Annotated in this window: 10 protein-coding genes and 1 pseudogene; 10 read left to right on the top strand and 1 reads right to left on the bottom strand. The window is 54.7% G+C overall.

All coding sequences use genetic code 11. From position 1 onward, the window contains the following. The first annotated feature begins 199 nt into the window (after positions 1 to 199). Positions 200 to 1,804 carry a hypothetical protein gene (locus ACI1P1_RS20400; RefSeq protein WP_416218289.1) on the top strand — a complete coding sequence of 535 codons (1,605 nt, stop codon included), beginning with the start codon at positions 200 to 202 and terminating at the stop codon, positions 1,802 to 1,804. Here ACI1P1_RS20400 and ACI1P1_RS20395 read toward each other — a convergent pair. After that, a complete protein-coding gene (locus ACI1P1_RS20395; RefSeq protein WP_416218288.1) occupies positions 1,776 to 2,540 on the bottom strand; it encodes a helix-turn-helix domain-containing protein in 765 nt (254 codons plus the stop codon). The two genes, ACI1P1_RS20400 and ACI1P1_RS20395, sit on opposite strands and share 29 nt — an antisense overlap. 449 nt (positions 2,541 to 2,989) lie before the next feature. Between ACI1P1_RS20395 and ACI1P1_RS20390 the strand changes: the two genes are divergently transcribed. From ACI1P1_RS20390 to ACI1P1_RS20350, 9 genes and pseudogenes are all read left to right on the top strand, one after another. Next, positions 2,990 to 3,187, top strand: a complete 198-nt coding sequence (locus tag ACI1P1_RS20390; protein ID WP_113019406.1) for a cold shock domain-containing protein — start codon at positions 2,990 to 2,992, stop codon at positions 3,185 to 3,187. Between the two features lie 209 nt (positions 3,188 to 3,396). Further along, positions 3,397 to 3,948 carry a ribosome hibernation-promoting factor, HPF/YfiA family gene (gene hpf / locus ACI1P1_RS20385; RefSeq protein ID WP_416218287.1) on the top strand — a complete coding sequence of 184 codons (552 nt, stop codon included), beginning with the start codon at positions 3,397 to 3,399 and terminating at the stop codon, positions 3,946 to 3,948. A 240-nt stretch (positions 3,949 to 4,188) separates the two neighbouring features. After that, entirely contained in the window at positions 4,189 to 6,690 is a 2,502-nt protein-coding gene (gene secA / locus ACI1P1_RS20380; RefSeq protein ID WP_416218286.1) for a preprotein translocase subunit SecA, read from the top strand. A 33-nt stretch (positions 6,691 to 6,723) separates the two neighbouring features. Next, positions 6,724 to 7,849 (top strand): peptide chain release factor 2 gene (prfB, locus tag ACI1P1_RS20375; RefSeq protein ID WP_416218285.1). Its coding sequence is split into 2 segments (ribosomal slippage): positions 6,724 to 6,795 and positions 6,797 to 7,849, totalling 1,125 coding nucleotides; the frame shifts between segments, so codons are not numbered across the junction. 384 nt (positions 7,850 to 8,233) lie between these two features. After that, positions 8,234 to 9,055: pseudogene (locus ACI1P1_RS20370) on the top strand (YitT family protein). A 99-nt stretch (positions 9,056 to 9,154) separates the two neighbouring features. Then, a complete protein-coding gene (gene argC / locus ACI1P1_RS20365; protein ID WP_416218284.1) occupies positions 9,155 to 10,207 on the top strand; it encodes an N-acetyl-gamma-glutamyl-phosphate reductase in 1,053 nt (350 codons plus the stop codon). Between the two features lie 120 nt (positions 10,208 to 10,327). Then, positions 10,328 to 11,548, top strand: a complete 1,221-nt coding sequence (gene argJ / locus ACI1P1_RS20360) for a bifunctional glutamate N-acetyltransferase/amino-acid acetyltransferase ArgJ (protein ID WP_416218283.1) — start codon at positions 10,328 to 10,330, stop codon at positions 11,546 to 11,548. Between the two features lie 69 nt (positions 11,549 to 11,617). After that, entirely contained in the window at positions 11,618 to 12,439 is an 822-nt protein-coding gene (gene argB, locus ACI1P1_RS20355; RefSeq protein ID WP_416218282.1) for an acetylglutamate kinase, read from the top strand. A 79-nt stretch (positions 12,440 to 12,518) separates the two neighbouring features. Next, positions 12,519 to 13,721: an acetylornithine transaminase gene (locus ACI1P1_RS20350; RefSeq protein WP_416218281.1), complete on the top strand. Its 1,203-nt coding sequence runs from the start codon at positions 12,519 to 12,521 to the stop codon at positions 13,719 to 13,721. The last annotated feature ends 179 nt before the right edge of the window (positions 13,722 to 13,900 follow it).

Raw genomic sequence — 13,900 nt, 5'->3', positions numbered from 1 at the left:
TTAATAGACAGCAACAAATAGCCCATTTCCGAACCCTCGGAATGGGCCCTTTTCCATTTCTGTGAATATTGTTTTTCTCATTCCCACCCCCACCCAACACATTGCCCAACGCTCCTAAATAGGTTTATAATAGGCAAAAATAAGTTTTTTCAATCTCATTTAGGAGTGGTTGTTTCGGCAATCGGGGGAGGGCTGGGAGATGGGAGGTTACATCCGGTTGGAGATTCTGCCGATGGAGATGGAGCCGGTTGAGTGGGAGCGGGTGTATGAGGAGTCGCTGCTGCTGGTGGGGGCGTATCCTTTTTTGGATTTGCTGGTTGATGAGGAGACGTATAAGGTGTTGTGGTCCTATGTGGACCGCTCCAGGGAGCGGCTGTTGAAGCAGGCGGGGAATGGTGTCGGGTGGCATGTGTTCGGGGATGAGGTGTCGCTGCAGACTGGGGAATCCTTCGAGCTGGTGAGGAGTCTGGAAGTGTACCGGAGTAGGCTGTCCCGGCGTGGCGGGGGGAGTAGAACGGATGTGTTGGCCGGTTTGCTGGAGGAGGAGTGGCTGGAGCCGGCCGCTGCGGATGCGGGTGGCGCTGTGGTGGTTTTTGATGGGAAGACGAAAGGACATCCGTATCATTTGTATGTGTTGGCAATTGCTTGTTTAATAGAAAGCCGCTTCCCGGGAAAGGCTGTGGTGACGGGGGACGTAACATGGGAGCAGATGATGTCTGCGGTGGGGTGGGCGAATGCGATCCTGCAGCAACCGATTACGGCTTCCGAACGGTGTGATGCCAGCCGGTTATTGAATCGGATTCGTCCGCTGGTGCGCAATGAGGTAAGCGCGTTGGAGGCGTGGATGAGGCTGTCCCTGGTGGACTCGGATGAGGAGCGGGGCGCGTTTATGAGAGGGCAATTTTCCGTTTCGGTGATTCGTTCTTATTATCTTGCCCGGTTTCGGGAGCATCCGGTGGGGATGATGGGTTTCCGTAAGGTGTTGCAAGAGTTTCTGCTCCAGGGCTTTCCTTTGGCAGAGGCCTGCCGGATTTGTGTGCTGGACCGGAAGGGCTGCAACTTTGATGCTGCATCTTTCGCTGAGGTTGTCCTTCAATTGGGGTGGCCGGAAGCTCCGGAGCAGAAGGAGCATAGGCGGTTTTCCGGATTGCTGGAGCCGCGGCGGGAAATACCGGAGACGGTCTATTCCATGCTGGGAAGGGTTATTCTTACGGTAGCAGGGGTGAAGGAGCCCTTGCGGACGGGATATTCCTATTACGAGGTTGTGGACCTGTTGAGGGCGGAGCTAGGGGACTGCTGTGATATGGATGCAGTTTTGGAGCGGCGCGCGGAATCTATGAGGGGGGGTAGAAGGAATGCTTTCCTGGAGAAGATGGGGCTGATTATGGATGATCTGGAGCAAAGTCAGTCCCACGGTTACGATATTGATCAGGTGGAGGGGCTAATCGGATGGACATGGGGAGACCGCATCCATCCCCGTTTAATGGAGAAGCTGGGGGAAGTCAGCGCTTATATTATGGGGGTAGGGCGGGAGATGTGGCGGGAGGAGCTGGAGCGGTTCCGTGCCGGTGACCAGCGGAAGAAGGAAGTAATGCTAGTCTCCCGCTGCAGATCCTTTTACATTCATAAGAAGGCTTGGGATTTCATATTAAGACTGAACAACCGTCCTGGCCAGCAGGAGCTGGTGTATCTGCTGCTTTCGGTCAAAGCGGACGAATACAGTGTCCACCATATTTGTAAGGCACTGGCCAATAATACGGAGCTGCTGCGGGCGTTTATTTTGAAGGAGGAGCTGCTTCATTAATAATCCTGCCGATCACGGCGAGGCCAAGTGTGTCATCGAAGGCTTCTATTGTAATCCCCGATGCGGTGTGGACTGCTACAGGTTCGCCGTGTTCGTACCGTTCCTGCGGCTGGACAATGGCATAATGGATGCCGGTGCCGTTTTCCTGTTCCAGGATGTCCTTTCCAGAGGGAACCGGAATGGCAAAACAATACTCCAGGGGCTCTGCAACATGGAGATAACCCTGGATATGCTTCAGCCAATCTGCGGCAGTACCGGCAGACTCCGGCTTAAGCAGGGGAATAATCCGCCCTGCATCCAGGGTATATGCAGAGGCGTCCTCCCGGACAGCCGGCAGCTTCTGTAAGGAAAGGGCCTTGGAGCGGCGCAAAAGCTTGTTGGGAATTTTCCCCGTTGGCAGTGAGATGTCCTTGTCCAGCAGAGCAAGCTGGAAGTACCGCTTGACGAAGGCCTGATCCAGGTCGGACAGCTCGTGAAACAGGCGGATCAGCTCCATTTGGTCCTCGGGAAGATCGCTGCCCTTGAGAAGCCAGTCGGCGGAAACCTGGAAGAACAGGGATAAGGCAATTAACCCGGGGGCAGAGGGATTCTTGTAGCTGTTCTCCCAATCGCTGATTTGCCCGGAGGATATGGTTACACCGGTTTGTTCCGTAATTTTCTCCGCCAGCGCTTTCATCGAAAGACCAGTGCCCATACGGAGCGTTCTGATTCTGGTTCCGATTGAAGTTAAGTCCATACGTCTGTCTCCCTGTCTCTTTATTCTGATTTCTATCATAGCATATTCGCGAAGAGGACCGTGATATATATTGAAGAAACAGAGACGCGGATCAGGGACCGGTTACGGAGTAAAGAGAGGCGGCCGGTAAGCCAAACGGGGGCATAGATAGACAAGAATCGAACAAAGGCAACAAAAAAATCCCCACAACCTGTGCACAAATTTATCCCCAGCCTGTGGATAATGTGCATAACTTTGTGGATAGTCAATGAAAACAAGGTTTCATAGAGTGCATAGAATGTGCTTATCGTGTGCATACCGGAATTTTTAGAAAATTGAGGAGAATAATATCTAGTTTTGTCGAATGGCTTTTGGGGGGCTTCATTTCAATTGACATCGGTTACATCCGGTGATATCATCAGGTTGTGAGCATGACTCACAGCTACTTGAACACGAAGGGAATGTTCTGCATGCAAGGTAAAGTGAAATGGTTTAACGCAGAAAAAGGCTATGGCTTCATCGAACGCGAAGATGGCGGCGACGTATTCGTTCACTTCTCCGCAATCCAATCCGAAGGTTTCAAGACCCTCGAAGAAGGACAAGAAGTGGAATTTGATATCGTTGAAGGCGCACGCGGTCCGCAAGCAGCTAATGTGGTAAAACTGTAATCAACCGGTCTGGGTGACCGCTTGAATAAATGGTCCCATAAGCAGAGAGGCACCCCGATTCGTTCGGGGTGTTTTTCTGTTTGATATCAGGTATTCCCAATTTCGTAAGCTTCTAACCCTGGGAATAAAAATGTTTTGGCCAATGTAAAGGGTTTTTGAAGATGGGCGGCGAATAGGATATACTAGAGAGAGAAAGGAGGAGTTTATCCATGAAATTCAGCATCAGAGGCGATCGCATTGAGGTTACGGAAGCATTGCGTGACTACGTGGAGAAAAAGCTCGGCCGGCTCGAAAGGTATTTCGAAGCTCCCCCTACATCTGAAGTGAATGTAACGTTGAGCGTCATCCGGGAGAAGCAGAGCGTTGAGGTGACCATTCCCTTGACTGGTGTTCTGCTCCGTGCGGAGGAGAAGAGCGACGACATGTATGCCTCCATTGACCTGGTGGTAGACAAACTGGAGCGCCAGATCCGCAAGCACAAGACCAAGGTGAATCGCAAGATCCGCCAGGAATCCGGCTACAAGAACTTGTTTAAGGATGATGTGGTTACCCCCGTACATCTGTTGGAGGAAGAAGATGAGTATGAGGTCGTCCGGACGAAGCGGTTTACGCTGAAGCCCATGGATGTGGAGGAAGCAATCCTCCAGATGAACATGGTGGGACACACCTTCTTTGTTTTTGCCAACTCGGACTCGTCCCAGGTGAATGTAGTGTATAAGCGTGCCGATGGCAAGTACGGCTTGATCGAGCCGGCTCAATAATTCCATTTTGACCTGATTATCCAAGGCTTGGCCGTTACCGGTCAGGCCTTTTATATATGGCGTGCGGGTGACATCGGTAGAGAAAATGAAACGCCCGGACATTTCTTGCGTATAATAAGAGTTATGTGTGCAGCTTGGCCGGCAGCTGGCAGGATGTGCTGTTGCTACCGGGGGACGAAACTGTTACAATTTCTGTATGTGTGTCCATCGATAATGGATGTTGAAAGGGGTAGTACGCCCATGCTGGGACTCGTAAAGAAAATTTTTGGCGACGCCAACGAGAGAGAAATCAAGAAGATGATGAGGAACGTGGAAATCATCAACTCCCTTGAACCGAAATATCAGGCCATGTCCGATGAGGAGCTTCGTGCGCAGACCGAGGTACTGAAGGAACGTGTGGCCAAAGGGGAAGAACTGGACAATGTCCTCACCGATGCTTTTGCTGTCGTCCGGGAAGCCTCCAAGCGGGTGCTGGGCAAACGCCACTTTGATGTGCAATTGATCGGTGGTATGGTGCTCCACAGCGGCCGTATTTCCGAGATGAAAACTGGTGAAGGCAAAACCCAAACCGCCGCCTTGCCCTTGTATTTGAACGCCCTTACAGGCAAAGGTGTCCATCTGGTAACGGTCAATGATTATCTGGCCACCGTGGGCCGGGACGAAATGGGTAAAATATATAATTTCCTGGGAATGACTGTGGGTCTGAACCTGGCGCAAATGAGCCATGAGGACAAGCAGGCCGCGTATGCCTGTGACATCACATACGGGACGAACAATGAGTTCGGCTTCGATTACCTGCGGGACAACATGGTTCTGTATAAAGAGCAAATGGTGCAGCGGCCCCTTTATTATGCCATTGTGGACGAAGTCGACTCCATTCTGGTGGATGAAGCGCGGACGCCTCTTATTATTTCCGGACAAGCCTCCAAGTCCACGGACTTGTATGTAACAGCTAACCGGTTTGTGATGACGCTGAAGGACGAGCTGGACTACAATGTGGATGTGAAGCTGAAGTCGGTTACCCTCACGGAAGCGGGTGTAGCCAAGGCGGAGAGCTATTTCGATATCGAGAACCTCTTCGATCACGCCAATGTAACCATCAACCACCATGTGACCCAAGGCCTGAAGGCCCACGCCATTATGAAGCGCGACGTGGACTATGTGGTGCAGGTGGATGAGGACGGGTCGGAGGAAGTTATTATCGTCGACGAATTCACCGGACGCCTCATGGTAGGCCGCCGGTACAGCGACGGGTTGCATCAAGCCATCGAAGCCAAGGAAGGCATTAAGATCCAGAACGAAAGCATGACCCTGGCTACCATCACCTTCCAGAACTACTTCCGGATGTACCGCAAGCTTGCCGGTATGACCGGTACGGCGAAGACCGAGGAAGAGGAATTCAAGAAGATTTACGGCCTGGAGGTTGTGGTCGTGCCCACCAACCGGCCGATGATCCGGAAGGATCTGCCGGACGTGGTCTACAAATCCGAAGGCAGCAAGTTCCGTGCAGTGGTGGAGGAAATCGTCAAGCGCCACCAGAACAAACAACCGGTGCTGGTCGGTACGGTCTCCATCGAGAACTCCGAGAAGCTGTCGGCCATGCTGAAGAAAAAAGGCGTTCAGCACCAGGTGTTGAATGCCAAGTATCATAAAGAAGAAGCGGAAATCGTGGCGAAGGCCGGTCAGCCTGGCGCCGTTACTATTTCTACCAATATGGCTGGCCGTGGTACAGACATTTTGCTCGGAACGGGAGTAGCCGATCTGGGCGGGCTGCATATTATAGGTACGGAGCGCCATGAGAGCCGCCGGATCGATAACCAGCTGCGGGGCCGTTCCGGACGCCAAGGCGACCCGGGCTCCTCCCAGTTCTATCTGTCTATGGAGGATGAACTCATGCGCCGGTTCGGCGCCGAGAACATCATGGGGATGATGGACCGGCTTGGTTTTGAGGAAGACATGCCTATCGAGAGCAAGATGATTACCCGCGCCGTCGAATCTGCCCAGAAGCGGGTGGAAGGCAATAACTTCGACGCACGGCGCAACGTCCTGCAGTATGACGATGTCATGAACCAGCAGCGGAACATCATTTACAAGCAGCGGAAGGAAATCCTTGAATCCGAGAACCTCCGCGATGTAGTGGTAGGCATGATTAACGAAACTATTGACCGCATTGTGGACGCCCACTGCGGCGACGATGTGATTCCCGAAGAGTGGGATTTGGAGGCAGTGGTGGAATACTGCAACCGCACCTTCCTGCAGGAAGGTACAATCTCCCGCGACGACCTGTGGGGCAAGGAAAAGGAAGAAGTTGTCGAGCAGCTTAAGGGGATGGTGGACCCCCTGTACAATGCCCGTGAAGAGCAGCTGGGCGAGCTGATGCGGGAGTTTGAGAAGGTGGTTGTGCTGCGTGCCGTGGACTCCAAGTGGATGGATCACATCGACGCCATGGACCAGCTCCGTCAAGGTATCCACCTGCGTGCTTATGGCGGTACCGATCCGCTGCGCGAGTACCAAAAGGAAGGCTTCCAGATGTTCCAGGAGATGATCGATTCCATCCAAGAGGAAGTTTCCACTTATATTATGAAGGCTCACGTGGAAGCCAATATCGAACGCCAGGCTGTGGCCGAAGGCCAGGTTGCTGCAGATAAGTCCCCTGCTCGGCGTGATGAAAAGGTTGGACGCAACGAGCTCTGCCCTTGCGGCAGCGGCAAAAAATACAAGAACTGCCATGGTGCAGGCTGAACATTATAGAAATCCGAATGAGGTGTATGCAGTATGCTGGAACCTGAAATAAAGCAAGACCTCCGCGAGATTGCGGAGCGACTCACAAACCTTAGGGGGTCTCTTTGACTTAGATCTGAAGCAGGAGCAAATTTCGGATTATGAGGAAAAGATGACGGCTCCCGATTTCTGGGATGACAATGACCGGGCGCAGAAGATTATCGGCGAACTGAATGCCATCAAAGCTGTGGTGGAGGAATTCACCGAGCTGAGCAACCAGTACGAGGACCTGGAGCTGACCCGGGAGCTGGTGGAGGAAGAGCAGGACGACAGTTTGGCTGCTGAATTGGGAACCGGTGTTGCCGCTCTCATGAAGAAGCTGGATGAATACGAGCTGCAGCTTCTGTTGAACCAGCCTTACGATAAGCTGAACGCCTACCTGGAGCTTCATCCCGGTGCAGGCGGCACCGAATCCCAGGATTGGGCGGATATGCTTCTGCGTATGTACCGCCGCTGGGGTGAAAAACGGGGCTTCAAGGTTGAGGTTGTGGATTATCTTCCCGGTGATGAAGCGGGTGTAAAGAGTGTCACCCTTCTCTTCAAGGGCTTCAATGCTTACGGCTATCTCAAGGCGGAGAAAGGGGTCCACCGGCTGGTACGGATTTCTCCCTTCGACTCTTCAGGACGCCGCCATACCTCCTTTGTCTCCTGTGATGTGATGCCGGAGATTGACGATTCCATCGAGATTGAAATCCGCCCCGAGGATCTGCATGTGGATACCTACCGCTCCAGCGGTGCCGGCGGACAGCATATCAACAAAACGGAGTCCGCGGTGCGGATTACCCACATGCCTACAGGCATCGTGGTTTCCTGCCAGACGGAACGCTCCCAGATTCAGAACAGAGAACGCTGTATGACCATGCTCCGTTCCAAGCTCTACGAGAAGAAGATCGAGGAGCAGCAGCAGCATCTGGCTGAGATCCGCGGGGTACAGATGGATATTGCCTGGGGCAGCCAAATCCGCTCCTATGTATTTCACCCCTACAGCATGGTCAAGGATCACCGGACCGGCGCCGAATCCGGCAATATCGGATCGGTGATGGACGGGGAAATCGATTTTCTGATCGATGCTTATCTGCGGGGCCAAATCAACACCAAAAACGACAGCGATAATATGTAAGGAGCTGGGAGGAAATTAGTACCCGCTTTTGCTGACAAAATCTCCACGGTTTTGGGAGTTTTGTCAGCAAATTAGCGGTACTTGAGCGTTTGCGAAAGCAAACGCCACTTCGTAAGCATAAGCTTATTTCGTCGCAGTCTCTAACAAGCTGTCAGGAAAAAGAATCCTACATCAAGTCCGAACCCGAACCGGCAGGGGGTGGCGGGCGGTGTAGGATTTTTTTGCGAGAATGCATGAATACAGGAGGCAGGGGAAGGCATGTCCACAAACGAATATGACAACCATCACCGGAAGGAGGGGACGCAGGAGGAACCGGCCAGAATACGAAGGCTTCCCGCCAGAAGAAAATCCTTTTCGCCCCGGAAGGGCACCGCGGCCCATTATATGCTGGAGTACGGCCTGCTGCTGCTGGGCTCCCTGATTATCGCCCTAAGCTTCAACTACTGCCTGAAGCCCAATCAGGTGGCCTCCGGTGGTGTGACAGGAATCTCCGTAATCACCCTGGAGCTGTTCGGCTTCCAGCCCGCGCTGGTCCAGTGGGCGCTGAACATCCCGTAATTTTTGCTGGGAATATCACTGTTGGGCAAGCAATTCGGGCTGAAAACGGCAGTGGGATCCTTTGTGCTCCCGCTGTTTGTACTGTTGACGCAAAACGGCGAGCCGCTGACGGATAATCTGCTGCTGGCGACGATTTATGGAGGGATCGGAATCGGTGTGGGGTTGGGCATTGTGTTCCGCGGACGGGGCTCCACGGGAGGGCTGGATCTGGCGGCGCAGCTGCTCCACCGTTTTACCGGAATCAGTCTGGGGATTGCCGTTGCCATGTTGGACGGGCTGGTCATTCTGACAGCGGGTTTGGTATTCGATGCGGAAAAAGCCTTGTTCGCCCTGATCGGTCTGTATGTAACCAGCAAAACTATTGACGTGGTGCAACTGGGCTTCAATTACGCCAAGGTGGCGTATATCATCTCCGAGGAGACAGAGGCTATCGCCGAAGCGGTGCTTCATGACCTGGACCGGGGTTTAACCCGGCTGAACGGAGCAGGTGGATATACCGGCGCAGAGCGGACGGTGCTGATGGTGGTGGTCAGCCAGAATGAGGTTTCACGGCTGAAGGAGCTGGTCCGGGATGTGGACCCGGCGGCCTTCATTATTATCAGCGAAACCCGGGAGGTGCTGGGCAAGGGATTTAAGCTGGAGACCTGAACACCGCCGGAGAATGTCAAGAAAAATGCATTGAATTTTTATACCATGAAACGTATAATAATACATATCTTTTTGGACGGCGGAAAGGAAGGGATTCGAATGACGCAAACCAAATGCAGGGTTGCCATTGTCGGTTCTACCGGATACGGGGGAGTGGAGCTGATCCGGCTGCTGCTGCAGCACCCCCACGTGGAGATTACCTCGGTAATTTCCTCCTCGAGCTCTGGCGTGCCTATTGCCGACGGATATCCCCATCTGAATCAGATTATGATGGAGAATCTGGACGGTGTGGATGTAGCGGAGATGAAGGAAAAGGCGGATGTGGTTTTTACCGCTACTCCCTCTGGTGTAAGTGCCAAGCTTGCGCCGCAGCTGCTGGAGGCGGGGCTGAAGGTGATTGACCTGTCGGGAGATTTCCGGCTGAAGAGTCCCGATGTATACAGCAAGTGGTACAAAAAAGAGCCTGCGGCACAAGCCTATCTGGATGAGGCTGTATATGGCCTGGCGGAGGTTTTTGGTGCGGAGGTGCCGGGGAAACCTTTTATCTCCAACCCGGGCTGTTATCCCACTGCTACTCTGCTGGGGCTGATCCCTGCGGTAGAGGCTGGCTGGATCGATCCGGCGACTATTATTATCGATGCCAAGTCCGGTGTGTCGGGTGCAGGGCGCGGACTGGGGTTATCGGTGCATTATGCGGAGATTAACGAAAATCTGGCTCCGTATAAGCTGAACAAACATCAGCATATTCCCGAAATTGAGCAAACGTTGGGGCGCATTGCCGGGCGGGATGTGGCGGTTACCTTCTCTACCCATTTGACCCCGATGACCCGAGGCATTCTGAGCACCATGTATGCCACAGTGCAAGGGACGCATACGGAAGAGGATTTTATCAAGCTGTACCGGGAGTATTATGAAGGACGGCGCTTCGTGCGTATCCGCGACAAGGGCAAATGGCCCGCCACCAAGGAAGTGTGGGGCTCCAACTATTGCGACATCGGTTTTGCCGTGGATGAGCGGACAGGCCGCGTCACTATCCTGTCGGTAATCGATAACCTGATGAAGGGTGCAGCGGGCCAAGCGGTGCAGAACCTGAATCTGATGCTCGGCTGGGACGAAGGTGCGGGGTTGGCGTTTACGCCGGTGTATCCGTAAGGATAAAGAGCTAATGAAAAGCAAAGATGACCCTCAAATTGGTCGCACCAATTTTGAGGCTTCCATAACATATCCGGCCTCCGGCTAAGGACCATGTTATCACAGGAGAGGATGAATGAAATGACGAAGCGGTTCGCCGTAGTGGAAGGCGGGGGCATCACGACGCCCCAGGGATTTAAGGCAGCCGGGCTGCATTGCGGCCTGAAGAAGACGGAGCGTTATGACCTTGGCGTCATTGTATGCCAGGTGCCTGCAGCGGCGGCGGGTGTGTATACCTTGAACCAGTTCCAGGCGGCGCCGCTTGCGGTGACCCGGGAGAGCATCGGCCACGGCGGCAAGCTTCAGGTGATGCTGGTGAACAGCGGCAATGCTAATGCCTGCACCGGCAAACAAGGGGAAGCTGACGCCTACGAGATGCGGGCGCTGGCTGCCAAGGCCTTCGGTGTGGCTGAGGAGCTGGCGGGGGTGACCTCCACCGGTGTCATAGGCGAGCCGCTGCCCATGGAGAAGGTCCGTAACGGCATTGCCGGCCTGCCGGAGGTGTTGAAGGCGGACGGCAGTGAGGACTTCTGCCAGGCGATTATGACCACAGACCTGGCGCAGAAGCTGGTTTGTGTTCAAGTGACCGTAGGCGGAGAGACGGTGCATATTGCCGGGGCGGCCAAAGGCTCTGGGATGATCCACCCCAACATGGCCACCATGCTGGGTTTTATCACCACTGATGCCAAGATCAGTGCCGAGGGTCTCCAGAAGCTGCTGGGCAGCGTGACGGACACCACCTTCAATATGATTACAGTAGATGGTGATACCAGTACCAACGATATGGTAGTGGCCATGGCCAGCGGTCTGGCCGGCAGCGGAGAGCTGACCGAAGCGCATCCCGACTATGAGGCATTCGCCGAGGGTTTTCGGTATGTGGGTGAATATTTGGCCAAGGCCATTGCCCGTGACGGTGAAGGAGCTACCAAGCTCATTGAGGTGAACGTGGCGGGTGCTGAATCCCTGGAAGCGGCGCGGGCCATTGCCAAAACGGTGATCGGTTCCTCTCTGGTGAAGTCCGCTTGCTTCGGCGCGGATGCCAACTGGGGCCGGATTATTGCCGCCGTCGGTAGAGCCGGATACCCGGTGAATACGGAAACCGTGGATATCCGCATCGGCGATCTGGTGACGCTGGAGCAATCCCGGCCGGTGAAATTTGATGAAGAGAAGGCTCTGGTTTACCTGCGGGGAGACCTGGTTCAGATATACGTGAATCTGCATATGGGCCGGGAAACCGCCACAGCGTGGGGCTGTGACCTCAGCTACGAATATGTGCGGATCAATGCGGCATACCGGACGTAGATAGAGGCTGCAAGGCCAGTCTCATAAACCGAAACCAAAGCCCGAACCGGAACAGGAGGCGCAACACAGGTGACGCAAATAAGCAATCAGCAGCAGCGTACGGCTTCGGCCTACGTGATCAAGTGCGGGGGAAGCACCCTGGCAGCTCTGCCGGAGGATTTCTTCCGGGAGATGAAGGAGCTGGCGGAGGAGGGTTTTGTGCCCGTGATCGTACACGGCGGCGGCCCGGCCATCTCCGAAACCTTGAACCGGCTGGGCATCGAGTCGGAGTTCGTCGGCGGCCTGCGCAAAACCAGCGAAGCGGTGCTGGATGTAGTGGAGATGGTTTTAGCGGGCAAAATCAACAAGGAAATCGTCCGGCGGATCCAATTGTCCGGCGCCAAGGCGGTAGGCCTCTCCGGCGCAGACGGGCGGCTGATTGAAGCGGAGCCGGTGCCCAATGCCCATGAGGTGGGTTTGGTGGGCAACGTCACCCGGGTGAATGCACAGCTGATCCAAAGTCTTGTGGATATGGGGTATGTCCCTGTTATTGCTCCCGTCGGTCTTGGTAAAGACGGCGCCCAGCGGTATAATATCAACGCGGATACGGCAGCGGGTGCGGTAGCGTCCCAGCTGGGCGTTTCCCGGCTGGTGGTGGTGACGGACGTGCCAGGCATCCTGCGGACGGACGGCGAAGGGGTCAAACGGGTGCTTCCCGTGGTGACAGTAGCGGAGATTGAGGCCATGATTGCCTCCGGTGAGATTTATGGGGGGATGATCCCTAAGGTGCGGGCTGCCATGGAATGCATTCAGGGCGAGGTGCAGGAGGTCCTGATCGTCAACGGCGCCGAGCCGGGTATTCTCCGGCAGGCAGTTGCGGAGGGTTCGGCAGGTACGCGGATCGTACGTTAAGAAGGTGCACGAACAACAACCGTTCAATCAGGATTTAACCCATACACATTCTGTTTCAGGCGAAAGGAGAGTGAGTGACGTGAGCAATCAGGAAAGTGCCATTTTTCCATCGTATGCCCGTTATCCCATTACTATGGTCAAGGGGGAGGGCAGCCGGCTGTGGGACTCGGAGGGCAAGGAGTATCTGGATCTGATGAGCGGGCTGGCCGTAACCAGTCTGGGGCATGCCCCTAAGCAGGTAGCTGAACGGATCGCCGCACAATTGGACCAGTTGTGGCATGTGAGCAATCTGTTTTATTCGGAGAACCAGGAGAAGCTGGCCCGGATGCTGGTGGACAACAGCTGCGCCGACAACGTGTTCTTCTGTAACAGCGGAGCGGAGGCCAACGAAGCCGCCATTAAGCTGGCCCGCCGCTACAACAGCAAGATTTTGGGCAAAAACCGCTATGAGATCATTACCTTCCACCAATCCTTCCACGGGCGCACTCTGGCGACGCTGACGGCCACCGGACAGGACAAGGTTAAGGACGGCTTCCATCCGCTGCCTGAAGGCTTCGTCTATGCCCCGTTTAACGATGCGGCGGCGCTCTCCTCCTGCATCACGGACAAAACCTGTGCCATTATGCTGGAGATGGTGCAGGCCGAGGGCGGCGTCATTACGGCGGAGCAGGGCTTTATCGACGAGATCGTAAGGCTCTGCAAGGAGCATGATCTGCTCCTGATCGTCGACGAGGTGCAAACCGGAATGGGCCGGACCGGCAAGCTGTTTGCATATGAGCATTACGGCATCGAGCCGGATATTTTCACCCTGGCCAAGGGAATTGCTGCAGGGCTGCCTATGGGCGCTATGCTGGGCAAAGCCAAGCTGCGCGACGCCTTCACGGCTGGGGCGCACGCCTCCACCTTCGGTGGAACGCCGCTGGTTTCGGCTGCGGCCATCGCGACGCTGGAAATCATCCTCGGTCAAAAGCTGCCGGAGCATGCTGCCGAGATGGGCCATTACGCCATCGACAAGCTGATGGAAGGAATAGCAGGTAATCCGCTGGTGAAGGAAGTCCGCGGTTTAGGGCTTTTGATCGGTGTGATTTGTACGGAGCCGACGGCAGCGGTTATCGCCGACATTCACCAGGCAGGAGTGCTGGTTGTGCCGGCAGGCCCCAATGTGGTGCGTCTTTTGCCTAATCTGCTGGTTACCAAGGAAGAGCTGGATGAGGGCATTGCCGTCATCTGCCGGGTGCTGGCCGAACATGCGGCGAAGAAGGCAGCAGGCGTAGCGGAGTAAGGAGCTGTCAGGAGATTAGTACCCGCTTTTGCTGACAAAATCTCCAAGGGTAGCTGATGCTTACGAAGCCGGCTTTCCTTGGGAAAGCCCTCAGGGAGTTTTGTCGGCAAATTAGCGGTACTTATTTCGTGACAGTCTCTAAGAAACGATCAGGAAACAGGGCAGCATCGCGGAACGGG

It is taken from the genome of Paenibacillus mesotrionivorans, from assembly GCF_046098205.1.
In the GTDB taxonomy this organism is placed as follows: Bacteria; Bacillota; Bacilli; order Paenibacillales; family NBRC-103111; genus Paenibacillus_AR; species Paenibacillus_AR mesotrionivorans.
This window is presented reverse-complemented; position numbering and strand designations above follow the sequence as displayed.

Coding starts and splice junctions, on each gene's coding strand:
- argC (WP_416218284.1), top strand. CDS start 9,155: ATGACGCAAACCAAATGCAGGGTTGCCATTGTCGGTTCTACCGGATAC.
- ACI1P1_RS20395 (WP_416218288.1), bottom strand. CDS start 2,540: ATGGACTTAACTTCAATCGGAACCAGAATCAGAACGCTCCGTATGGGC.
- secA (WP_416218286.1), top strand. CDS start 4,189: ATGCTGGGACTCGTAAAGAAAATTTTTGGCGACGCCAACGAGAGAGAA.
- argJ (WP_416218283.1), top strand. CDS start 10,328: ATGACGAAGCGGTTCGCCGTAGTGGAAGGCGGGGGCATCACGACGCCC.
- ACI1P1_RS20390 (WP_113019406.1), top strand. CDS start 2,990: ATGCAAGGTAAAGTGAAATGGTTTAACGCAGAAAAAGGCTATGGCTTC.
- hpf (WP_416218287.1), top strand. CDS start 3,397: ATGAAATTCAGCATCAGAGGCGATCGCATTGAGGTTACGGAAGCATTG.
- ACI1P1_RS20400 (WP_416218289.1), top strand. CDS start 200: ATGGGAGGTTACATCCGGTTGGAGATTCTGCCGATGGAGATGGAGCCG.